This is a genomic window from Stenotrophomonas sp. STEN033, from assembly GCF_056856655.1.
The window spans coordinates 1-20,327 of record NZ_JBXFWM010000079.1 but is presented as its reverse complement, the minus strand read 5'-3'; the positions used below and the strand labels follow the sequence as shown (position 1 = coordinate 20,327).

The 20,327-nt window shown below is 65.3% G+C and carries 22 protein-coding genes; 13 read left to right on the top strand and 9 right to left on the bottom strand.

From position 1 onward, the window contains the following. The first annotated feature begins 162 nt into the window (after positions 1 to 162). The 3 genes from AC1VXC_RS18895 (at position 163) to AC1VXC_RS18885 (ending at position 2,439) form a co-directional block, all read left to right on the top strand. On the top strand, positions 163 to 1,161 hold the full coding sequence (locus tag AC1VXC_RS18895; RefSeq protein WP_481540000.1) for an SMP-30/gluconolactonase/LRE family protein: 999 nt from the start codon (positions 163 to 165) through the stop codon (positions 1,159 to 1,161). 63 nt (positions 1,162 to 1,224) lie between these two features. Further along, the gene (locus AC1VXC_RS18890) at positions 1,225 to 1,947 is read left to right on the top strand and encodes a hypothetical protein (protein ID WP_481539999.1); all 723 of its coding nucleotides are present in this window, start codon (positions 1,225 to 1,227) and stop codon (positions 1,945 to 1,947) included. A 90-nt stretch (positions 1,948 to 2,037) separates the two neighbouring features. Then, entirely contained in the window at positions 2,038 to 2,439 is a 402-nt protein-coding gene (locus tag AC1VXC_RS18885; RefSeq protein WP_313173451.1) for an EF-hand domain-containing protein, read from the top strand. A 130-nt stretch (positions 2,440 to 2,569) separates the two neighbouring features. On the opposite strand, the gene AC1VXC_RS18880 is transcribed toward AC1VXC_RS18885, so the two are convergent. Next, a complete protein-coding gene (locus AC1VXC_RS18880; protein WP_481539592.1) occupies positions 2,570 to 3,748 on the bottom strand; it encodes a UbiH/UbiF family hydroxylase in 1,179 nt (392 codons plus the stop codon). Further along, positions 3,745 to 4,956: a 2-octaprenyl-6-methoxyphenyl hydroxylase gene (gene ubiH / locus AC1VXC_RS18875; RefSeq protein WP_481539591.1), complete on the bottom strand. Its 1,212-nt coding sequence runs from the start codon at positions 4,954 to 4,956 to the stop codon at positions 3,745 to 3,747. The genes AC1VXC_RS18880 and ubiH overlap by 4 nt, the downstream gene beginning before the upstream one ends. Positions 4,957 to 5,070: 114 nt before the next feature. Here ubiH and AC1VXC_RS18870 point away from each other — a divergent pair, with 114 nt between their 5' ends. The 10 genes from AC1VXC_RS18870 (at position 5,071) to AC1VXC_RS18825 (ending at position 14,981) form a co-directional block, all read left to right on the top strand. Continuing rightward, positions 5,071 to 5,652: a hypothetical protein gene (locus AC1VXC_RS18870; RefSeq protein ID WP_313173448.1), complete on the top strand. Its 582-nt coding sequence runs from the start codon at positions 5,071 to 5,073 to the stop codon at positions 5,650 to 5,652. 14 nt (positions 5,653 to 5,666) lie between these two features. Beyond that, entirely contained in the window at positions 5,667 to 6,221 is a 555-nt protein-coding gene (locus tag AC1VXC_RS18865; RefSeq protein WP_313173447.1) for a cob(I)yrinic acid a,c-diamide adenosyltransferase, read from the top strand. Between the two features lie 57 nt (positions 6,222 to 6,278). Further along, positions 6,279 to 7,202, top strand: a complete 924-nt coding sequence (locus AC1VXC_RS18860) for a histone deacetylase family protein (RefSeq protein WP_313173446.1) — start codon at positions 6,279 to 6,281, stop codon at positions 7,200 to 7,202. A 96-nt stretch (positions 7,203 to 7,298) separates the two neighbouring features. Further along, the gene (gene lptD, locus AC1VXC_RS18855) at positions 7,299 to 9,731 is read left to right on the top strand and encodes an LPS-assembly protein LptD (RefSeq protein WP_481539590.1); all 2,433 of its coding nucleotides are present in this window, start codon (positions 7,299 to 7,301) and stop codon (positions 9,729 to 9,731) included. Further along, positions 9,728 to 11,086 (top strand): peptidylprolyl isomerase, encoded by a 1,359-nt coding sequence (locus tag AC1VXC_RS18850; protein ID WP_313173444.1) that lies wholly within the window; start codon positions 9,728 to 9,730, stop codon positions 11,084 to 11,086. Before lptD ends, AC1VXC_RS18850 begins: the two co-directional genes overlap by 4 nt. Positions 11,087 to 11,089: 3 nt before the next feature. Further along, complete coding sequence (pdxA, locus tag AC1VXC_RS18845) at positions 11,090 to 12,070, top strand: 4-hydroxythreonine-4-phosphate dehydrogenase PdxA (protein ID WP_481527737.1); 981 nt, start codon at positions 11,090 to 11,092, stop codon at positions 12,068 to 12,070. Continuing rightward, positions 12,067 to 12,873, top strand: a complete 807-nt coding sequence (gene rsmA, locus AC1VXC_RS18840; protein ID WP_481539589.1) for a 16S rRNA (adenine(1518)-N(6)/adenine(1519)-N(6))-dimethyltransferase RsmA — start codon at positions 12,067 to 12,069, stop codon at positions 12,871 to 12,873. The genes pdxA and rsmA overlap by 4 nt, the downstream gene beginning before the upstream one ends. A 49-nt stretch (positions 12,874 to 12,922) precedes the next feature. Then, entirely contained in the window at positions 12,923 to 13,306 is a 384-nt protein-coding gene (apaG, locus tag AC1VXC_RS18835; protein WP_313173441.1) for a Co2+/Mg2+ efflux protein ApaG, read from the top strand. Beyond that, complete coding sequence (locus AC1VXC_RS18830; RefSeq protein WP_481539588.1) at positions 13,306 to 14,343, top strand: symmetrical bis(5'-nucleosyl)-tetraphosphatase; 1,038 nt, start codon at positions 13,306 to 13,308, stop codon at positions 14,341 to 14,343. Before apaG ends, AC1VXC_RS18830 begins: the two co-directional genes overlap by 1 nt. Continuing rightward, positions 14,340 to 14,981 (top strand): DUF1287 domain-containing protein, encoded by a 642-nt coding sequence (locus AC1VXC_RS18825; RefSeq protein ID WP_313173439.1) that lies wholly within the window; start codon positions 14,340 to 14,342, stop codon positions 14,979 to 14,981. Before AC1VXC_RS18830 ends, AC1VXC_RS18825 begins: the two co-directional genes overlap by 4 nt. Before the next feature lie 214 nt (positions 14,982 to 15,195). Here the strand turns inward: AC1VXC_RS18825 and AC1VXC_RS18820 are convergent, their stop codons facing one another. From AC1VXC_RS18820 to AC1VXC_RS18790, 7 genes are all read right to left on the bottom strand, one after another. Further along, the gene (locus tag AC1VXC_RS18820; protein ID WP_481539587.1) at positions 15,196 to 15,687 is read right to left on the bottom strand and encodes a dihydrofolate reductase; all 492 of its coding nucleotides are present in this window, start codon (positions 15,685 to 15,687) and stop codon (positions 15,196 to 15,198) included. Further along, positions 15,684 to 16,262: a hypothetical protein gene (locus AC1VXC_RS18815; RefSeq protein WP_313173437.1), complete on the bottom strand. Its 579-nt coding sequence runs from the start codon at positions 16,260 to 16,262 to the stop codon at positions 15,684 to 15,686. The genes AC1VXC_RS18820 and AC1VXC_RS18815 overlap by 4 nt, the downstream gene beginning before the upstream one ends. A 23-nt stretch (positions 16,263 to 16,285) precedes the next feature. Next, a complete protein-coding gene (locus AC1VXC_RS18810) occupies positions 16,286 to 17,080 on the bottom strand; it encodes a thymidylate synthase (RefSeq protein WP_313173436.1) in 795 nt (264 codons plus the stop codon). Then, on the bottom strand, positions 17,077 to 17,985 hold the full coding sequence (lgt, locus tag AC1VXC_RS18805) for a prolipoprotein diacylglyceryl transferase (protein ID WP_313173435.1): 909 nt from the start codon (positions 17,983 to 17,985) through the stop codon (positions 17,077 to 17,079). The genes AC1VXC_RS18810 and lgt overlap by 4 nt, the downstream gene beginning before the upstream one ends. Before the next feature lie 66 nt (positions 17,986 to 18,051). Continuing rightward, on the bottom strand, positions 18,052 to 18,543 hold the full coding sequence (locus AC1VXC_RS18800; protein ID WP_313173434.1) for a TPM domain-containing protein: 492 nt from the start codon (positions 18,541 to 18,543) through the stop codon (positions 18,052 to 18,054). After that, complete coding sequence (locus tag AC1VXC_RS18795; protein WP_481539586.1) at positions 18,543 to 19,436, bottom strand: TPM domain-containing protein; 894 nt, start codon at positions 19,434 to 19,436, stop codon at positions 18,543 to 18,545. The genes AC1VXC_RS18800 and AC1VXC_RS18795 overlap by 1 nt, the downstream gene beginning before the upstream one ends. 10 nt (positions 19,437 to 19,446) lie before the next feature. After that, entirely contained in the window at positions 19,447 to 20,079 is a 633-nt protein-coding gene (locus AC1VXC_RS18790; protein WP_481539585.1) for a LemA family protein, read from the bottom strand. Between the last annotated feature and the right edge of the window lie 248 nt (positions 20,080 to 20,327).

The window sequence follows — 20,327 nt, the reverse complement described above, 5'->3', positions numbered from 1 at the left end:
CCGTCCCCATCCCCCTCCTCCCTCTCAGCCCTCACGCGGCCCCCCCACAAACTACTTTTATTTGTCCCGTAAACCCCTCTGCGGAGCAGGCCGCGGCACTACCGATCATTGTTCCGGTGAAGCCTCTGCCGAGCATGGCTCGGCACTACATGCGCCTCCCTCATGGTTGCCCGCGCAACCACACTCCGCTTCCCTCCAAGCCTCTGGCACACTCGCGCTTCCACCAACACGGAAGTCGCCGCCATCGCCCGCCAGATCACCCGCGCCCGCACCGCCGCCCTCGTGCTCATCACCCTGAGCAGCACGGCTTTGGCCGCCGACACCTTCATCGCCCGCGACCACGTCAGCGATGGCATCTTCACCACCGGCATCGAAGGCCCGGCGACCGGCCCGGACGGCGCGCTGTACGTGGTCAACCTCGGCAAGGACGGCACCATCGGCCGCGTTGATGAAACCGGCAAGGCAACGCTGTTCCTCACCCTGCCCGAAGGCAGCATCGGCAACGGCATCCGCTTCGGTAGCGATGGCACGATGTATATCGCAGATTACCCACGCCACAACATCCTGCGCGTAGCGCCCGACTCAACCAGCGTCAGCGTATTCGCGCATCTGCCAAACGCACACCAACCCAACGACATCGCCCTGGCTCCGGACGGCACGTTGTATGCCAGCGACCCCAACTGGACCAAGGTCGATGACGGCCAGTTGTGGCGCATCGACCGCGATGGCCGCGTGCAGCTGCTGGAATCCGGCATGGGCACCACCAATGGCATCGAGGTCAGCCCTGACGGCAAGCGCCTGTACGTAAACGAAAGCGTGCAACGCAATGTCTGGGTCTACGACCTCGCCGCCGACGGCAGCATCAGCAACAAGCGCCTGCTGATCCGCTTCGACGACCATGGTATGGACGGCATGCGCTGCGACGCCGACGGCAATCTCTATATCGCCCGTTACGACGCCGGTGTGGTTGCGGTGGTCTCGCCGGAAGGCAAGCTGCTGCGTGACGTCCCACTCAAGGGCCGCAAACCCACCAATGTCGCCTTCGGTGGCAGCGATGGCCGCCAGGTCTTCGTCACCCTGCAGGACCGCGGCGCGGTGGAAACCTTCCAGGCAGACCGTCCCGGCCGTGAATACGGCTTGCAACCCTCAGCCAAACCCTGAGAGCGCCAGTCTCAGCTGCTGCAATCCATATCAGGCATGCTGTAGGCCATGGGAGGAACCGCAATGCACAGCATCGAACTGAAGGACCCGGCCGGTTTCGGCAACGAGTTTCTGCGGCTGACCCTGATGCAGGGCTTCCAGTCGCTGACCAAGCGCGACCTGGAACTGCTGATCTTCGTACTGCTCGAGCGCGACGGCGCCATCAACCGCAGCGACTCCAATGCAGCGGTCGCACTGCAGTTGCGGGTCACCCCGGCCAAGGTCAAGGGCCTGCGTCGCGATGGTTATGCACGCTGGCGTGCGCTGGTGCCGGAGGAAGGCGACGCCGCCCTGCAGCGCATCGTCGCCTCGGTGTTGACCGAGGCCAATCTGCGTTCCGGGGCAAAACACGTCAGCGAACGCAGTCGCAAGGAAGGCTTCCTCGCCATCCGCATCGAACACCCCGACGATGCCCAACGCTTCGAGCAGGCCATCCTCGATGTCGGCGCAATCCCGGTTTACGAACGCAACCGCGAAGTGGTGGCAGTGCGTTTCGACACCCTGCTCAACATCGCCGAGCGCTGGAACTACCTGCAGCCCGATCCGCAGGCCACCCTGGATGCCTTGAAGAAGCTGGCCCCGGCCTCGGAAGAAGTCGCCGACCTGCTGAAGAAGGATGTCAGCCAACTGCGCTGGGTCGACCTGCGGCGTGCGCTCAACAGCTTGGGCGCGAAGGCCATCAGTTCTACCGCCGAGGGCGGTTTGAAGGGGCTGTTGAAGCTGGTGTTCCCCTTTATTCCGAGCTGACGATTCGCCTGTTCAGCTACTGCGCACTACCATCATGGGCAGCTGCCACTGCGGTAGCAGGCCCTGTTTCCAACAATGATGAGTCGTGCCATGCCTGTGTTCCGTACACTCCTGCCGCTGGCGCTCGCCGCCTTGCTGCCTGTTGCCGCCAACGCCCAGACGGTGCCGCGCCCTGAGCCTGCGGTCAGCATGCCGTTGAACGATGTGCCGGTGCATGTACGCGAGCAATCGCTGGCTACTGGCAAGGTCACCCATTCCGTGCAGATCCCGATGCCTACCGACCAGGCCCAGGTAACGGTCCGCTCGATCCAGCCCGACAGCGTAGTCGGCAATTACCGCATCGATTTCGAGGCGATGGATGTGGATGGCGATGGTTTCATCAGCCGCGAGGAAGCGCAGGCCAATCCGGCCCTGGCTGACGAATTCAATGCCCTGGATACGGCGCGGCGCGGCAAGCTGTCGCGCGAGCAGTTGGCCGGTTGGTTGCGCTAAGGCATCACCCCTGTAGTGCCGAGCCATGCTCGGCTGGGCATTACCGATAGAGCCTCTGCCGAGCATGGCTCGGTACTACAGTGGCATTGCTGGTAAAGCCCCTGCCGAGCATGGCTCGGCACTACATCACCTACAGGCCGGAGGCGCGCTTCCAGAACATCGACATCAGTGGCGGCATCTTGCCCGCCAGGCCCAATAGCGCACCGCGTGCCAGGGTCAGGTGCATCTCATCGTTGGAGAACACCTTGTTGATCGCATCGAAGCTGTAAGCGGCCACCGTGTTCTCGCTGCGCCGGGTACGCGCCCAGCGCTGCAGGCGATGTGGCGAGCTCCAGTCCTGCCGACGCTGCCTGGCTTCGCGCACAAGATCACGCAGGCCGGCGACATCACGCAGGCCCAGGTTCACGCCCTGCCCGGCAAGTGGATGCACCACGTGCGCGGCATCGCCCAGGGTCAACACGCGCCCAGCCACATAGGCGCTGGCCAACTGCCGACGCAGCGGGAACGCCGCGCGCGCCGAGACCAAACGCATCTCACCCAAACGCCCGGCAAAGGCATTGGTCAGCTCGCGATTGAAGCTGTCCTCATCCAGGGCGAGCACCCGTTCGGCTTCGGCATCCGGCAAGGTCCAGACAATGGAGCTGCGGTGGCGGTCGAACGGCAGCACCGCCAGTGGGCCGGTATCGAGGAAACGCTGCCAGGCGGTGTCCTCGTTCGGCAGCGCACTGTCCACGTAGGCAACCACGCCGCGCTGGCCATAGTCGTGGCGGCTGACCTCCAACCCTGCCAGCGTGCGCAGGGTGGATTCGGCACCATCGGCGGCAATGGCGATCGTCGCTTCGATGCGGCGGCCATCGTCCAGGCGCAGGCGCACGCCCTGCGCATCCTGCTCCATCGCCTCCACCCGTGCCGGGCAATACAGCTGCACGCCCGCCGCCGGCAGCGCCGCCCACAGGCGGTCCACCAGCAGGCCGTTCTCGACGATCCAGCCCAGTTCGCGGCGGCCCAGGGTGTCGGCATCGAAGGTCAGGTCACCGCCACCGGCGGCGTCCCAGACCCGCATGCGCCGATAGGCGCGTGCACGGGTCTGGTCCACCTGCTTCCACACGCCCAGCGATTCCAGCAGGGCGGCATTGTCAGCCGCGAAGGCGAACACGCGCAGGTCCGGCTTCAGCGCTGACCACGGCGGCGGCTCGCGGCCTTCTATCAATGCCACCTGCAGGCCTTCCTGGGCCAGCGCCAGCGCACAGGCCGCGCCGACCACGCCGCCACCCACGATCACCGCATCCCATTGTCCGCGCCGGCTCATCGCACTTCACTCCTGCACAGCTCGGGCACCTGGCCACGGAAGCCCATCGCGCCACCGACCAAGAAGGATTGCACGGCTGGCGCCTGTGCCGCAGCGACAAAACCCAGGCTGCGCAGCGGCCGTATCAGCGGCGTGGCATTGCTGGTCAAACGGGCAAGCCCATCCGAGAACGCCAAGGTCTGCTCGCGGTCCGGGCCGCGTCGCGCCACATAGGCCTGCAACAGGTCGTCGCTGCCCGGGTCCCGCGCGGCGTCGCCAATCAGCTCGGCCAAGGTCAGCGCATCGCGCAGCCCCAGGTTGAAGCCCTGCGCACCCAAAGGGTGGATGGTCTGCGCGGCATTGCCCAGCAGCAGCGCGCGCTCGCCCACCAGTTGCTGCGCCAGCACCTGGATCAGCGGGTAGGCGCTGCGCGGGCCGCTTTCCAGCAGGCGCCCGGCGCGCCAGCCCACCGCATCCTGCAGCCGCGCCAGCCATGCCGCATCGTCCAGCGCCATTACCGCATCGGCCTGGGCGCGGGCCACGCCGTGGACCACACCGTAATGGCGGTCGCCACGGGGCAGCAGCGCGGTCGGGCCGGTATCGGTGAAGCGCTCGTAGGCAGTGCCGTCCGGCGCCTTGGCCGCGCGCAGCCGGGCCACGAACAGGGTCTGCTCGTAATCGTGTTCGCTGACCGCGATGCCCAGCGCCTGCCGCACCGCGCTGCGGGTGCCGTCGGCCCCCACCACCAGCCGCGCCTGCAGCTGCTGCTCGCCAGACGCATCGCCGATGACCAGTTGGCGGCGGCCATCGCTGCTGCCCCCCAGGCCCAGGAAGCGCGCCGGGCGGTAGCGGGTCAGGTGCTGCAGTTCGCCCAGCCGGGCTTCCAGCGCCTCACCAAAGTCGCGCGCCACCACCACCTGGCCGAAGGCCTCGCGGCCATAGTCGCTGGCCTGCATCACCACCCGGCCGAAATCGCCGACGCGGCTGACATGGATACGGCGGATCGGGCCACCCGGATTGGCCAGCTTCTGCATCACCCCCAGCGCGGTCAGGGCGTTGACCGTAGCTGCGGCAAAGCTGAGGTTGCGCTGGTCGAACACCGCCGGCATGGTGCCGGCCGGGGTCGCCTCGACCAAACCAACGTCCAGTCCCAGCCGGTCCAGTGCGATGGCCAGGCTGGCACCGACCAGCCCGCCACCGACAATCACTACGTCATGGTTCTTGCTCATGGGCCAATGATACGGGGGATCACTGGCACGGCTACGCCAGTCTTGCCGCAGCGCAACCGCCGGTTCACCCCCACTACGGCTAGAATGGCCGTCTGATTAACGGAAACCGCCACCATGACCGCCAACGTCCAACGCGCCATCATCCTGTCCCTGCTCGTGCTGCTGATGGCCGGCACCCGCCTCAACCACTTCGCACCGGTCCCGGATGCGTCCTGGGCGGTGTTCTTCATCGGTGGTTTCTACCTGCGCAACTGGACCCGCTGGGCCTTCCCCTTGCTGATGGGCCTGGCCGTGGTGGTTGACTGGGTGGTGATCTCCAACCAGGGCATGAGCTTCTGGCAGCACTACTGTGTCTCGGCCGCCTACTGGATGTTGATCCCGGCCTATTTCGCGATGTGGGCCGGCGGCATGCTGCTGCGTCGTTACTACACCGGCGCCAGCCTCAAGTCGCTGGGCCTGCTGGCCGCCAGCGTGATCGGTTCTGTCGCCCTGTGCCACCTGATCGCCCAGGGCAGCTTCTATTGGATCAGCGCTTCGGTGGCTGAGCCGAGCGTTGCCGGCTGGGCCAAGAACTACAGCGATTGGCTGCTGCCCTACATGCAGACCGCTGCCATGTACGTCGGTGCCGCCGCACTGGTGCAGCTTGCCGTTGAAGCCACCAGCAAGCAGCCGGCCGCCGGCCGCGTTGCCCACTAAGGGCACGCCAGGCAATGGGTAACCGCCTCTCCAAGATCTACACCCGCACCGGTGACGATGGCAGCACCGGCCTGGGCGATGGCAGCCGCACCGGCAAGGATTCGCTGCGGGTCAACGCCTACGGCACCGTCGACGAGGCCAATTCGGCCATCGGCGTGCTGCTGGCGGTGGAGCTGCCACAGGACGTGCGCGATCTGCTGACCACCATCCAGCACCAGCTGTTCGACCTGGGCGGCGAGCTGTGCATCCCTGGCCATGCCGCCATCCACGCCGCCGACATCGACGCGCTGGAGCAGCAGCTGGACCGCTACAACGACGACCTGCCACCGCTGAAGGATTTCATCCTGCCGGCCGGGGGCGAAGGTGCTGCGCGCTGCCACCTCGCGCGTACCATCGTCCGTCGCGCCGAGCGTGAGACGGTCGCACTGGCGCGGGTCGAAGATATCCGTGCCGAGGCCGTGCGCTATCTGAACCGCCTCTCCGACCTGCTGTTCGTGCTGTCCCGCGTACTTGCCAGGGCCGGTGGCCATGGCGAAGTCCTGTGGAACCACGAACGCCGTCACGGCTGATCCTCCCCTCCCATACGACGCCGCGCACCGCGCGGCGTCGCCGGTTACAGTGCGGCCATGCTGGTATTCACCCACCCCGCCTGCCTTGAACATGACCCCGGTATCGACCACCCCGAGTCGCCCGAGCGTCTGCACGCCGTCATTTCCGCCCTCCGGGCCGCGTTCCCGGACCAACTGGAATGGCGCAATGCCCCGCCCGCCAAGCTCGGCGAACTGGCCCGGGTGCATAGCCGCGAGCTGATCGATTCGGTGCTGCAGGTGCAGACCGCGCCGCTGCGGCGTATCGACCTGGACACCTTCAGCTCCCCCGGTTCGGCCAGCGCAGCCCTGCATGCAGCCGGTGCCGGCGTTGCAGCGGTTGACGCGGTGATGCTCGAGGACGGCAACACCCATGTGTTCTGTGCGGTACGTCCGCCCGGCCACCATGCTACCGCCGATACTGCGATGGGCTTCTGCCTGTTCAACAACATCGCCGTGGCCGCGGCCTACGCCCGCGACAAGTACGGCCTGGAGCGCATCGCCATCGTCGATTTCGACGTCCACCACGGCAACGGCACCCAGGCCATCTTCGAGGCCGACCCCAAGGTCGCCTACTACAGCACCCACCAATCCGGCCTGTTCCCGTTCTCGGGCAACATGCGCGAACGCGGGGTCGGCAACATCTGCAACATCCTGCTGCCGCCGGGCAGTGGCGGCTTCCGCTTCCGCAATACCTGGGCCGACGAGATGCTGCCGCAGATCGAGGCATTCCGGCCACAGCTGCTGTTCATCTCGGCCGGTTTCGACGCCCACATGCGTGACCCACAGGCCGACCTGATGGTCGAGACCGAGGACTTCGGCTGGCTGACCGCCGAACTGGTCAGGCTCGCCGAGCGCCACGGTAGCGGCCGCGTGGTGTCGATGCTGGAGGGGGGCTACGACCTGCAGGCGCTGCGCGAATGCAGCGTGGCCCACGTCCAGGAACTGCTCGCAAGCCGTTGATGGATGAACCCTGCCCGGCCCATCCGGCAGCCTTTCATTGCCCCCATGCAGGCGATGCGGCAAGCTAGCGACCGTTTTCCCCCGAATGCGAACCGCGTGCGCCGAGCTCTCCGCCTGCTTCCCCTGCCCTTGGGCATTGCCATCTGCCTGCCCGCCTGGGCCGACGAGAAGCCGGTGAACTGGGGCCTGTGCCCGGCCACCGACACCTTGCCGGCCTTCGACGAAGCACCGCCGGTCGACCCGGCTGCCGCAGCCAACCGCGAGCAGCTGCCGACCGATATCGAAGGCAACGAGCTGACCGGCACCAGCACCGTGCCGCAGTACCAGGGCAATGTGCTGCTCAAGCGTGGCGACCAGTTCATGGGCGCCGACAGCCTGCGCATGGACACCGAAACCGGCAACTACATTGCCGAAGGCAATGTCCGTTATTCGGATTCGTCGATCCGGATGGTCGCCGAGCGCGCCGAAGGCAACCAGGAAACGGATTCACACAAGATCAGCGATATCCGTTACCAGCTGGTTTCCCGTCGTGGCAATGGCTCGGCCGACTCGGTCGACCTGCAGGGCTCGACCGGGCAGATGCACCATTCCAGCTACACCACCTGCGATCCCTCGCAGCCCGTGTGGAAACTGGTGGCACCGCAGATCGATGTCGACAACGAAGAAGGCTTTGGCACCGCCCGCAATGCGGTATTGCGCATCGGCAAGGTGCCGGTGCTGTACGCGCCCTACTTCAAGTTCCCGATCGACGACCGCCGCATGACCGGCCTGCTCTATCCCAAGATCAGCATGTCCGGGCGCAACGGCGTTGATTACGCGCAGCCGATCTACTTCAATCTGGCGCCCAACTACGACGACACCCTGACCCCGCGCTACATGAGCAGGCGCGGGCTCATGCTCGACAACGAATTCCGCTATCTGTATTCCGGTGGCCGCGGCCAACTGGATACCGCGTATCTGCCCAACGATTCGCTGCGTGACCGCGACCGTGGCACCGTGGCATTCAACGGCTACCACAACGTCAACAGGCACTGGCAGGCCCGCGCCAATATGGCCTGGGTCAGCGATGAGCGCTACGTCGAGGACTTCGCCAACCGCCTGAACGGTATCACTGCTTCCAATCTGCAGAGCACCGCAGGCCTGTACGGCACCGGCCGCGCATGGACCGCCGGCATCATGGCCGACGAGTGGCAGCTGACCGACTACACGCTGACCGAATCCTCCCTGCCCTACAGCCGCCAACCGCGCCTGTTCGCCACCTGGGACGAGAGCTTCGGCCGCTGGTTCGAGGCGGGCGTGTATGCCGAAGCAGTACGCTTCACCCACGACGACATCCACTTCAAGAATGGCGCCGACCAGGACTACACCCGCAATGGGCTGTCCAGGGCCATGCCTGGCGGTTCCCGCCTCGACATCAAGCCTTATGTGTCGATGCCGTTGGGCGGCGCTGCCTGGTACATCACCCCTACCCTGGCCTGGCGCTATACCGCCTATGACCTGGAGCGTGGCCTGGCCGATGACATCCGCGCCCAGCAATTGCGCGCAGCCGGCATCGACCCGGCCACCGCCACCCCGGAGCAGCGCCGCGGCAACACCTCGCCCAACCGCAGCATGCCCATCACCAGCATCGACATGGGCCTGTTCTTCGACCGTGAGACCACGCTCGGCGGCAAGTCCTATCTGCATACGCTGGAACCGCGGCTGTTCTACCTGAACACGCCCTACCGCGACCAGTCGGACCTGCCGCTGTTCGACACCCGCGCCTTCACCTTCAGCTGGGGCCAGCTGTTCCGCGATTCGCGTTTCACCGGCGCCGACCGCCAGAACGATGCCAACCAGCTGACCACGGCGCTGACCACGCGCCTGATCCGGCAGGCCGATGGCCGCGAGAAGCTGTCGGCCAGCATTGGCCAGATCAGCTATTTCGACGACTCCAGGGTCACCGTCAACCCCGGTGACCCGGTGGTGAGCGAAAGCAAGTCCGCCTGGGTCGCCGACGTCAACTGGGCGCTGACCGACCGCTGGACCCTCGGCAGCACCTACCAGTGGAATCCCAAGTTCCGCAAGGAAGACCTGGCCAGCGTGCGCGCACGCTACCTGCTGCCCGACGACGGCGTGATCAACCTGAGCTACCGCTACCGCGGCAACCCGACCACCGGCCAGGAACAGCTCAAGCAGGCGGATTTCTCCTTCCTGTACCCGATCAACCCGCGCTGGAGCATCGTCGGTCGCTATTACTACTCCATGCTCGACAGCAAGCCGCTGGAAATCATCGGTGGCGTGCAATGGGACAGTTGCTGCCTGGCCGTGCGTGCGCTGGCCCGCCGCTACGTCAGAAACCGCGAGGGTGACCTCAACAATTCGTTCCAGATCGAGTTCGTGCTCAAGGGCCTGAGCTCGGTCGGACAGGACACGGACCGCACCTTGCGCCGTGCTATTCTCGGCTACAACCGAGACGACCTCTACCTCGTTCCGCCGAGCAATATCGAAGCGAACGACGACGACTACGATCCCAACCAGATTCCATGACCAAGACCCTTCCTGCAGTCCTCGCCACCTTGCTGGCGTTCTCCGGCGTTGCCGCCCCGGCTGTTGCACAGCAGACGCAGCCGCTGGATCGCATTGCCGCCATCGTCGACGAGGGCGTGATCCTGCAGAGCGAACTGCAGCGTGCGGTTGCCAACATCAAGGGACAGTACGCCGGGCGCGAAGCCCAGCTGCCGCCCGAGTCGGTACTGGAGCGCCAGGTGCTGGAACGCCTGGTACTGGTCAAGCTGCAGGTGGCCCGCGCCGAAGGCAGCGGCATCCGCGTCAGCGACGAAGAGCTCAACCACGCCATCGGCAGCATTGCCCAGCAGAACGGCACCACCGTTGACGGTCTGCGCCAGCGCCTGAGCCAGGACGGCATCGGCTTCCCGGACTTCCGCAATTCGGTGCGCGAGGAAATCATCACCCAGCGCCTGCGCCAGAGCTTTGCGCAGAGCCGCATCAGCGTCAGCGAAGGCGAGGTGGATGCCGCTCTGGCCCAGCAGAATGCCGGTGGCGCCCAGTTCCACCTGGCGCACATCCTGATCGCCCTGCCTGAGGGCGCCACGGCCGAGCAGATTGCCACCGGCCAGAGCAAGGTCGACGGCGTCAAGGGCCTGCTCGACAAGGGTGAACTGGATTTCGCTGCGGCGGCCGTACGCTATTCGGACAGCCCCAACGCCTTGGAAGGCGGTGACCTGGGCTGGCGCAGCGTCGACGAAATCCCCAACGCCTTTGCCAACCAGATCAAGAACATGAAGGCCGGCGACGTGCTGGGCCCGATCCGCGGCCCGAGCGGCTTCCAGCTGCTCAAGCTGGTGGAAACGCGTGACGCCAACGCTGGCGACAGTGGCCAGAAGGTCACCGAATACCATGCCCGTCACATCCTGGTGCGCGTCACCGACCAGGTCGACGACGCTGCTGCCAAGGCCAAGATCGAGACCCTGCGTGCACGCATCGCGGGCGGCGCCGACTTCCAGACCGTGGCCAAGGAGTCGTCCGACGACGCCAACAGCCGTGGCCAGGGCGGTGACCTGGGCTGGTTCCCGGCCGATGCGTTTGGCCCGGACTTCGGCAAGCAGGTCGAAAGCCTGGCCGACAACGGCGTGGGCACTCCGTTCCGCACCGATGCCGGCTGGCATATCGTGCAGCGCGTAGGCAGCCGCCAAACCGACGTCAGCGACAACAACAAGCGCGCCCAGATCCGTGAGCAGATCGGCCGTCGCAAGCTGGACGACGAGTACAACCGGTTCCTGCAGGAGCTGCGGGGCGAAGCCTATGTCAGCTTCCGCAGCGGCGACCGTGCCGAGGGCAATGCCGATACGGCAACCACGCCCGCAGAACCTGCCAAGCCCTGACCGATGATTCCCCAGCTCGCTCTGGTTCCGGGCGAGCCCTCCGGGATCGGCCCGGAACTTTGCATCCGCCTTGCCCAACAGCCGCGCAGTGACTGCCGGCTGTTGGCGTTTGCGGACCCGGATACCCTGCAGGCCGCCGCCCGCGCGCTGAACCTGCCATTGCAGTTGCTGCCCGAACACGCCGACGCCCAGCGCCCCGGGGACCTGCGCCTGCGCGAAGTCCGCAACGCCACCCCCTCGCAGTTCGGCCAGGCCGACCCGCGCAATGCACGTGCGGTGATCGACGCCCTGCTCGGCGCCGGCCAGGCCTGCCTGGACGGCAGCCTCGACGGCGTGGTCACCGGCCCGGTGCACAAGGCGGTGATCAACCTGGGCGGCATCGCCTATAGCGGCACCACCGAGCTGCTGGCCCAACAGGCCGGTGTGGAGGTGGTGATGATGCTGGCCAACGACATCGTGCGCGTGGCCCTGGCCACCACCCACCTGCCGCTGCGCGACGTCGCCGACGCCATCAGCGCCGACAGCCTGAGCAGGGTCATCCGTACCACCCACGCCGCCCTGCGCCGCGACTTCGGCCTGGCCGCACCGCGCATCGCGGTGCTCGGCCTGAACCCGCATGCCGGCGAAGACGGTCACCTGGGCCGTGAGGAGCTGGACCTGATCATCCCGCTGCTGGAACAGCTGCGTGCCGAAGGCATGCAGCTGATCGGTCCGCTGCCGGCCGATACCGCCTTCCTGCCGGCCAAATTGGCCGGTTTCGACACGGTGCTGGCGATGTACCACGACCAGGGCCTGCCGGTGCTCAAGTACAGCGGCTTCGAGCAGGCCACCAACATCACCCTGGGCCTGCCCTACCCGCGCGTGGCGGTCGACCATGGCACCGCCCTGGACCTCGCCGGCAAGGGCGTGGCCGATCCCTCCAGCCTGTTTGCCGCCACCGAGCTGTGCGCCCGGCTGGCTGCACAACGTAAAATCACCGCATGAATTCAGATCACTCCCCGCGCAGCGGCTTCACTGCCCCGGCCAAGAAACAGCTGGGCCAGCACTTCCTGGCGGACAAGTATTACGTCGAGAAGATCGTCATGGCGGTCGACCCGAAGGACGGCGACCGTCTGGTCGAGATCGGGCCGGGCCAGGGTGCGATCACCTTCCCGCTGCTGCGTCGCCATCCCAGGCTGACCGTCATCGAGTTCGACCGCGACCTGATCGTGCCGTTGACCGAGGCCGCCGCGCCACTGGGCGAGCTGACCATCGTCCACAGCGACGTGCTGCGGGTCGATTTCACCGAGCTGGCTGCAGGCGACAAGATCCGCCTGGTCGGCAACCTGCCCTACAACATTTCCTCGCCCATCCTGTTCCACGCGCTGGACCATGCTGCGGCGATCTCGGACATGACCTTCATGCTGCAGAAGGAAGTGGTCGACCGCATGGCGGCCGACCCCGGCAGCAAGGTCTACGGCCGCCTGAGCGTAATGCTGCAGGCGTTCTGCGAGGTCAGGTCGCTGTTCGTGGTGCCGCCGGGCGCGTTCCGGCCGCCACCGAAGGTGGATTCGGCCGTGGTCCGGCTGCTGCCGCGCGATCCGGCCACGGTCGGCATCAACGACCGCAAACGCTTTGCCGACGTGGTCCGCGCCGCCTTCGGCCAGCGCCGCAAAACCCTGCGCAACGCCCTCAACGGGGTCATCGACCAGGCCCAGTTCGAAGCCGCCGGCGTGCGCAGCGATGCCCGCGCCGAGCAGCTGGAAGTTGCCGATTTCATCAGGCTTGCCAACCTGCCGCACGAATAAGCGCTGCATCCACGCAAACCGATCACCTGCTTTTGCTTACACTCCTCCCATGGAAGACAACCGCCACTACGCGATCGAGATCGAGGTCTCGCCTCGTTTCATCGACGACCAGTCGGCCCCTGAAGACGGCCGCTTTGCGTTCGCCTACACGATCCGCATCCACAACCGTGGCACCGTCCCGGCCCGCCTGATCAGCCGCCACTGGCGCATCACCGACGGCGAAGGCCGGGTCGAGCACGTCGATGGTGAGGGCGTGGTCGGCGAGCAACCGCGCCTGCGCCCCGGCGAGGAGTTCCGCTACACCTCCGGGGTAATGCTGGGCACCGAGCACGGCACCATGCAGGGTCATTACGACATGCTGGCTGACGACGGCACCGAGTTCGCCGCGACGATCGCGCCGTTCGTGCTTGCCATTCCCAGGACGCTGCACTGATGGCGACCTGGGCAATCGGCGATCTGCAGGGCTGTTACGACGTCACCCAGCGTTTGCTGGAAAAGATCAACTTCGACCCGGCTGCAGACAAACTGTGGTTCGCTGGTGACCTGGTCAACCGCGGCGGCCAGTCGCTGGAAACACTGCGGCTTGTGCATTCACTGCGCGAACACAGTGTCACCGTGCTCGGCAACCACGATCTGTCCCTGCTGGCCATTGGCGCCCGCAGTGAAGAGGAGCAGCGCAAGGTCAACCCGGACCTGCAACGCATCGTGCTGGCCGAGGACCGCGACGTGCTGTTGGACTGGCTGCGCATGCAGAAGCTGGCGCACGTGGACCGTGAGCTGGGCTGGATGATGTTCCACGCCGGGCTGGCGCCGAAGTGGACCGTGGCATTGGCCGAAAAGCACGCGCGCGAAGTCGAGCAGCAGCTGCATGGCAATGGCTACCGCAAGCTGTTTCGCAACATGTACGGCGACAAGCCGGCGTGGTCGCCGGGCCTGAGCGGCTACGACCGCTCGCGCGCCATCATCAACATCTTTACCCGCATGCGTTACTGCACGCCAAGCGGGCGCATCGGCATGGAAGACAAGGGCACGCCGGGTACCCAGCCGCAGGGCATGTACCCCTGGTTTGAAGTGCCCGGGCGGGTGGAGCGTGAGCTGAAGATGGTCTGCGGCCATTGGTCGGCGCTGGGCCTGACCATCACCCAGGGCGTGCATGCCATCGATACCGGTGCGGTCTGGGGTGGCAAGCTCACCGCACTGCAGCTGGACAGCGAAGACCTGCGCGTCGTGCAGGTGCCGGGGCGTGACGTGCCGGCCGCGGTGCCCGGCCAGCATCCGCCGCGCAAGCCGCGCGTGGAAGCCAAGCCCGAGGCCAAATCCGAAACGCGCAGCGAAGCGCCCCGCCCCGAGCGCAGCGGTGAACAGCGCCGCCGGCCGCGCCGCCATCGTCCGCGTGGGCGCAACGGCAATGGCAACAACAACGGCAGCAACAGCACGCCTACGCCAGACAACAACGGACCGGCTGCATGAGGCCTTGGCCATCAGCGTTGATGCTGATGGTCATCGCAGTGCTTGCCGGCTGTCGTCCGCAGACGGATGACACGCAGACCAGCCCGCCGTCGCAGGCAGCAACCGAATCCACGCCTGCCGCAACTTCGCCCCCGCTGGTGGCAGCTGCACGGGCGCAGATCGGTGTCACCACCCGCTACGATCCGGCCTATTTTTCCCTCGGCTATCCCGGTGGCGATCCGCCACTGGATCGCGGCGTCTGCACCGATGTGGTGATCCGCGCCCTGCGCACGCAAGGTGTTGACCTGCAGCAGCGCATCAACGAGGACATGCGCGGGGATTTCTCCGCCTATCCGTCGCTATGGGGACTGTCGCGACCGGATCGGAACATCGACCACCGCCGCGTGCCCAACCAGATGCTCTGGTTCCAGCGCCAGGGCTGGGAGCTACCGATAACTACCCTCGCCGATGACTACGCCGCCGGTGACATCGTGGCATGGAAGCTCAATGGCAACGGCCTGCTGCACGTAGGCATCGTTTCTGACCGGCGGCTGGATGATGGCACCCCGCTGGTGCTGCACAACATCGCACAGGGCACGCAGGAGCAGGATCTGCTTTTCCGGCACACGATCATTGGGCATTACCGGATGCCGGGGTGATGGGCTCTCTTGCGAGGCTCTGGAAGCCTTGTGCAAAGAGCAAAGAGCTACCCCTCCCCAACCCTCCCCTTGGCTGCGCCAAAGGGAGGGAGCTGATCTCGCCGGCTGCACCATTTCGCGCAGCCAAGGCTGTTACCCCCTCCCTTTGGCATAGCCAAGGGGAGGGTTGGGGAGGGGTAGCTTCGTAGCCTTTAGCTGTTGACCTCAAAACAACTCAGCACCGCACGTAATGCACGAACCGGAATGCAAACGCATGCCGCTCATCCGCCGCATGCGCCAGGTTCTCCACCTCCCGCCACAGCGCCGGATCCACGTCCGGAAAATGCGTATCGGCGTTCACTTCGGTATCCACCCAGGTCAGGTGCAGATCGGTGGCCTGATCCAGCAACAGCCGATAGATCTCACCACCACCAATCACGCACAACTCGTCGGCACCCTCGCCCGCCGCAATCGCCCGCGCCTCATCCAACGAAGCCACCGCACGCATGCCGGCAAACGGCACCTGGCCACTGCGGGTCAACACCAGATTGGTCCGCCCCGGCAGCGCATGACCCAGCGATTCGGCGGTCTTGCGCCCCATCAGGATCGGCTTGCCCAAGGTCAGCGCCTTGAAGTGCTTGAAGTCATCCGGCAGATGCCAGGGCATCGCGTTGTCATGGCCAATGCCATGATTGCGATCCAGTGCAGCGATCATGGAAAGTTTCACAATTCCACCTCAGACGAAGCCAAATGGGTTCTGCAGGTTTCAACAACCTGCTTGAACTCGGCGCTCGCCGGCGTATCCATGATCTGAAGATAGCCGGGCTTGGCCACTTCCATCTGCGCGTCCACCAATCCCGCCATGCGCTCGGCCAACCCCTTGTGGTTGACCACAAGATACGTGGCCAACACCAGGTTGCCACCATCCATTGCGGTGATGACCAGGAGCCTTTCAGCCGCTGTCAGTTGCTCCTGCAATGCCGAATTGATCCCGGCTTCCAACGCCTTGCCGTCCACCATTTTTTGTGCCCATGGACGTAGTTGGCCTTGCATGAGCTCATTCAACGCCGGCCGGATCTGAACACATTGATCCTCCCATCCTGCCGGGGCATACGCCAACGAAGCGACTTCCACTTCGCCCAGCAGTTCTTCCACCAATGACTTCTGCAGAACCGGCTTGATGAGCTGCACGAAGATGGCTGAGTTTTGTTCGGAAGGTGTCTGCTTGGCCAATTTTTTGGCCAACGCCGGCGCCTGTACCGCAACCACCAGAACTGCAAAGAGCAATGCGATCCGTCGCATGGCAGATCTCCCTTGCTGAAACATCACACCGCCACCGGCGCCTTGATTGCCGGATGTGGGTCGTAGCCATCGATGCGGATGTCGTCGAACTGGAAGCCGAACAGGTCGGTCACCTCCGGGTTCAACCACAGCTTGGGCAGCGCGCGCGGTTCGCGCGACAGCTGCTCGCGTGCCTGCTCGTAGTGGTTGGAATAAATGTGCGCGTCGCCCAGCGTGTGCACGAAATCGCCGACGCCCAGTCCGGTCGCCTGCGCCACCATATGCGTCAGCAAGGCATAGCTGGCGATGTTGAACGGCACGCCGAGGAAGATGTCGCCGCTGCGCTGGTACAGCTGGCAGCTGAGCTTGCCGTCCACCACGTAGAACTGGAACAGGTTATGGCAGGGCATCAGCGCCATCTGCGGCAACTCGCCCACGTTCCAGGCGCTGACCACCAGCCTGCGCGAATCCGGATTGCGCTTGATCTCATCCACCAGCCATTGCATCTGGTCGATCTCGCGGCCATCGGCAGTGGCCCAGCTGCGCCACTGCTTGCCGTAGACCGGGCCGAGGTCGCCGTTGGCATCGGCCCATTCGTCCCAGATGTTGACCTTGTTGTCCTTCAGGTAGCCGATATTGGTATCGCCCTTCAGGAACCACAGCAGCTCGTGGATGATCGAGCGCAGGTGCAACTTCTTGGTGGTGACCAGCGGGAAGCCCTGGCTGAGGTCGAAACGCATCTGCCAGCCGAACACGCTGCGCGTGCCGGTGCCGGTGCGGTCTGACTTCTCGGTGCCATGCTCCATCACATGCTGCAGCAGATCCAGATATTGCTTCATGCCTTCTTCTCTTCCAGTGGAAGCACCGGCTGCAACACCGGCGCGCGGCGCGACATTGCCAGCAACACCAGGCCCAGCACGATCAACGGCAGGCTCAGGATCTGGCCACGGGTCAACCAATCAAACGCGACGTACACGCCGTTGTCGGGCATGCGCACGAACTCGACCAGGAAGCGGAAACACCCATACAGCAGCGCGAACAGGCCGGACACGGCATAACGCGGGCGCGGTTTCATCGAGTAGAACCACAGCACCAGGAACATCACCAGGCCTTCCAGCAGCGCCTCATATAACTGCGAGGGATGACGCGCATACTGGGTGAGTAGGCCAGCGGCATAGTCCTGCTGGATCTGCGCAGCGGACAACAGCTGCTCCATCGCCGGCAATCCGGCCGGAACATCCTTCAGCGGCGAATGCGGGAAGATCACGCCCCAACCGGCATTGGTGAACTTGCCGTACAGCTCGCCACCAATGAAGTTGCCCAGTCGACCAAAGCCCAGGCCCAGCGGTACCAGCGGCGCAACGAAGTCGATGGTGTCGAAAAAGTGCAGCTTGTGCTTGCGCGTCCACCACCAGCCGGCGATCAGTACGCCAAGCAGGCCACCATGGAAACTCATGCCACCTTCCCAGACCCGCAGCAGGATCAGCGGATTGGCGAGGAAGTCGGCGGTTGCGTAGAACAGCATGTAGCCGATGCGTCCGCCCAGCACCACGCCCAGCATCGCGTAGAACAGCAGGTCGGAGAACCCGTTCATGTCCACGCCCGGCAAGCGCCCGGCGAGGATACGCGAGCGGCCCAGCCACCAGGCGGCGGCAAAGCCCAGCAGGTACATGACACCGTACCAGTGCACATCGATCGGACCCAGCGAGAAAGCGATGGGGTCTATGTCATGGAGAAAGAGCATGCGGGCACTGTCAGGCGAACCAGTCCCTATTCTCGGGGTAGCAGCCCTTGCCACTCAACCCATGGTTCAGCCGAACACCTGCGGGTGGTCAGGTAGCTCATTGCGCACACGCCCCGCCGGATCGGGCGGAAAGTGCGCCGACAGCAGCTGTGAGACCTCCGCCACTGCCGCCAGCACGGCTTCCTCGCGCGTATTTCCGTTCAGCTGCTCGCGCAGATGGTCGCAGATCAGCCGCCATTGCGCGGCATCCACACGCGCCTGCAGGCCACGGTCGGCGACGATCTCGATGGCATGGTCGGCCAGCAACAGATAGATCAACACGCCGTTATTGGCCTCGGTGTCCCAGGTACGCAGCAGCGCGAAGGCGTGCTCGGCACGGGCACGGGCGCTGGTGTTCTTCCACAACAGGGCAAGCGGCAGGTCGGACTCGACCGCGAACATCACCTGGCCGCTGTGCAGGCGCTCGCCGTCGGCAATGGCGTGGGCGATCCGGTCCAGGCTGGCCTCCGGGAATGCGGCATGCGCGGAGGGAGCAAAGAAATGTCGTAACCAGCGCATCACCAGCTCCCCGAGGCGCCACCGCCTCCCGAACGTCCACCACCGCCGCCCCAACCGCCACCACCGCCGAAGCCTCCACCGCCTCCGCCAAAGCCACCGCCGCCACCGAAGCCGCCTCCGCCAGCATACCCACCGGAACTAGCATTCCCCAGCGAAATCAATACCGCAGCTACGGCAGCGACGCCACCACCAAGAAGAGACAACAGCATCCACGCAATGCCACCTGCAACCAGGCCTGACACAAAAACCCGCGCCGACCGCGATGACTTGAACATCAACACACGCATGACAAGCGACACCACCATGGCGATCGCAATTGCCACAAAGAAAATAAAGTCACCACTGGCGCCTCCATTCCGATCATCGCGGTTGCTGCTGACCGGCGCCGGCAGTTCCTCGCCATCGATGATCTTGACCAGCACGCCGCTGGCCGCGGTGATGCCCCCTGCATAGTCGTTCTGGCGGAAATGCGGCACCAGGTATTCCTGGATTACCCGGTTGGCGATGGCGTCGGGAATGGCGCCTTCCAGTCCGTAACCGGGCTCGATCCGCACCCGCCGGTCATCCTTGGCCACCAACAGCAGCACGCCGTCATCCACGCCCTTGCGGCCAATCGCCCACTGGTCGAACACACGGGTGCTGTACTGGGCAATGTCCTCGGGCTGGGTAGTCGGCACGATCAGTACCTGCAGCTGTGCGCCCTTGCGCTGCTGCAGGGCAATAGCCTGCTGCTCCAGCGCCTGCTTCTGCGCCGCATCGAGGGTGCCAGTGGTATCGACCACTGGCGAGTCCAGCGGCGGGATTGGCGCCAGTTGCTGGGCCAGCAGCGGCCCTGCCCAGCCCAGGCCGAGCAGGCACAGCAGCAGGCCGAACCGTTGCAGCAACGCGCTCATCGCGCGCGGCTCACTGTGCCGGGGCGGGCTGCGGCGGCGTCTGCTGCGGCGCTGCCGGCTGGCTGCCGAAGCTCACGGTCGGCGGCTGCGCGATCTGCGCCTCGTTGTCGACGGTGAAGTTGGGCTTGGCCGCATAGCCGAACATCTTGGCGGTGATCACCTGCGGGAACGAGCGGATGTAAGTGTTGTAGTCCTGCACCAGCTGGATATAGCGGCCACGGGCCACGGTGATGCGGTTCTCGGTGCCTTCCAGCTGCGCCTGCAGGTCGCGGAAGTTCTGGTCGGACTTGAGCGTCGGATAGTTCTCGCTGACCACCAGCAGCCGCGACAGCGCGCTGCCCAGTTCGCCCTGGGCCTGCTGGAACTGCTTGAGCGAATCGGCATCGTCGGCATTGACCTGGATCTGCCCGACCCTGGCGCGGGCATTGGTGACCTCGGTCAGCACCTGGCGCTCCTGCTGGGCATAGCCCTGCACGGTATTGACCAGGTTGGGGATCAGGTCGGCGCGGCGCTTGTACTGGTTGACCACCTCGGACCAGCCGGCCTTGACCGCCTCGTCCTTCTGCTGGATGGCGTTGTAGCCACAGCCGGAAATGGAAATCACCGCGATGACGAGCAACATCAGGCGAAGGTACTGGCGCATGGGTCGGACCCTGGATGGCTGGAGCGCCGAGCATGCCACGTTGCCTGTTCAAGGTTTGCAAAGACCGGGTGGCGGGTCAAAGCCCCCGAGCGAGGCTGTTGTGGGAGCGGCGGCAGCCGCGAAGCTGTCCACCCTTCAGATTGCAGGCATCCCCGCACCTACAGCTGTCTCTTATACACATCTCGGTATGGCGTGATATTGATGAAAAAAAAAAAGGCGGGGGGGGGGGGCGGGGGGGGGGGGGGGGG

What these genes read in the sequence shown, in the direction of transcription:
- AC1VXC_RS18895 (WP_481540000.1), top strand. Translation starts at nt 163, where the DNA reads ATGGTTGCCCGCGCAACCACACTCCGCTTCCCTCCAAGCCTCTGGCAC.
- AC1VXC_RS18890 (WP_481539999.1), top strand. Translation starts at nt 1,225, where the DNA reads ATGCACAGCATCGAACTGAAGGACCCGGCCGGTTTCGGCAACGAGTTT.
- AC1VXC_RS18885 (WP_313173451.1), top strand. Translation starts at nt 2,038, where the DNA reads ATGCCTGTGTTCCGTACACTCCTGCCGCTGGCGCTCGCCGCCTTGCTG.
- AC1VXC_RS18880 (WP_481539592.1), bottom strand. Translation starts at nt 3,748, where the DNA reads ATGAGCCGGCGCGGACAATGGGATGCGGTGATCGTGGGTGGCGGCGTG.
- ubiH (WP_481539591.1), bottom strand. Translation starts at nt 4,956, where the DNA reads ATGAGCAAGAACCATGACGTAGTGATTGTCGGTGGCGGGCTGGTCGGT.
- AC1VXC_RS18870 (WP_313173448.1), top strand. Translation starts at nt 5,071, where the DNA reads ATGACCGCCAACGTCCAACGCGCCATCATCCTGTCCCTGCTCGTGCTG.
- AC1VXC_RS18865 (WP_313173447.1), top strand. Translation starts at nt 5,667, where the DNA reads ATGGGTAACCGCCTCTCCAAGATCTACACCCGCACCGGTGACGATGGC.
- AC1VXC_RS18860 (WP_313173446.1), top strand. Translation starts at nt 6,279, where the DNA reads ATGCTGGTATTCACCCACCCCGCCTGCCTTGAACATGACCCCGGTATC.
- AC1VXC_RS18850 (WP_313173444.1), top strand. Translation starts at nt 9,728, where the DNA reads ATGACCAAGACCCTTCCTGCAGTCCTCGCCACCTTGCTGGCGTTCTCC.
- pdxA (WP_481527737.1), top strand. Translation starts at nt 11,090, where the DNA reads ATGATTCCCCAGCTCGCTCTGGTTCCGGGCGAGCCCTCCGGGATCGGC.
- rsmA (WP_481539589.1), top strand. Translation starts at nt 12,067, where the DNA reads ATGAATTCAGATCACTCCCCGCGCAGCGGCTTCACTGCCCCGGCCAAG.
- apaG (WP_313173441.1), top strand. Translation starts at nt 12,923, where the DNA reads ATGGAAGACAACCGCCACTACGCGATCGAGATCGAGGTCTCGCCTCGT.
- AC1VXC_RS18830 (WP_481539588.1), top strand. Translation starts at nt 13,306, where the DNA reads ATGGCGACCTGGGCAATCGGCGATCTGCAGGGCTGTTACGACGTCACC.
- AC1VXC_RS18825 (WP_313173439.1), top strand. Translation starts at nt 14,340, where the DNA reads ATGAGGCCTTGGCCATCAGCGTTGATGCTGATGGTCATCGCAGTGCTT.
- AC1VXC_RS18815 (WP_313173437.1), bottom strand. Translation starts at nt 16,262, where the DNA reads ATGCGACGGATCGCATTGCTCTTTGCAGTTCTGGTGGTTGCGGTACAG.
- AC1VXC_RS18810 (WP_313173436.1), bottom strand. Translation starts at nt 17,080, where the DNA reads ATGAAGCAATATCTGGATCTGCTGCAGCATGTGATGGAGCATGGCACC.
- lgt (WP_313173435.1), bottom strand. Translation starts at nt 17,985, where the DNA reads ATGCTCTTTCTCCATGACATAGACCCCATCGCTTTCTCGCTGGGTCCG.
- AC1VXC_RS18800 (WP_313173434.1), bottom strand. Translation starts at nt 18,543, where the DNA reads ATGCGCTGGTTACGACATTTCTTTGCTCCCTCCGCGCATGCCGCATTC.
- AC1VXC_RS18795 (WP_481539586.1), bottom strand. Translation starts at nt 19,436, where the DNA reads ATGAGCGCGTTGCTGCAACGGTTCGGCCTGCTGCTGTGCCTGCTCGGC.
- AC1VXC_RS18790 (WP_481539585.1), bottom strand. Translation starts at nt 20,079, where the DNA reads ATGCGCCAGTACCTTCGCCTGATGTTGCTCGTCATCGCGGTGATTTCC.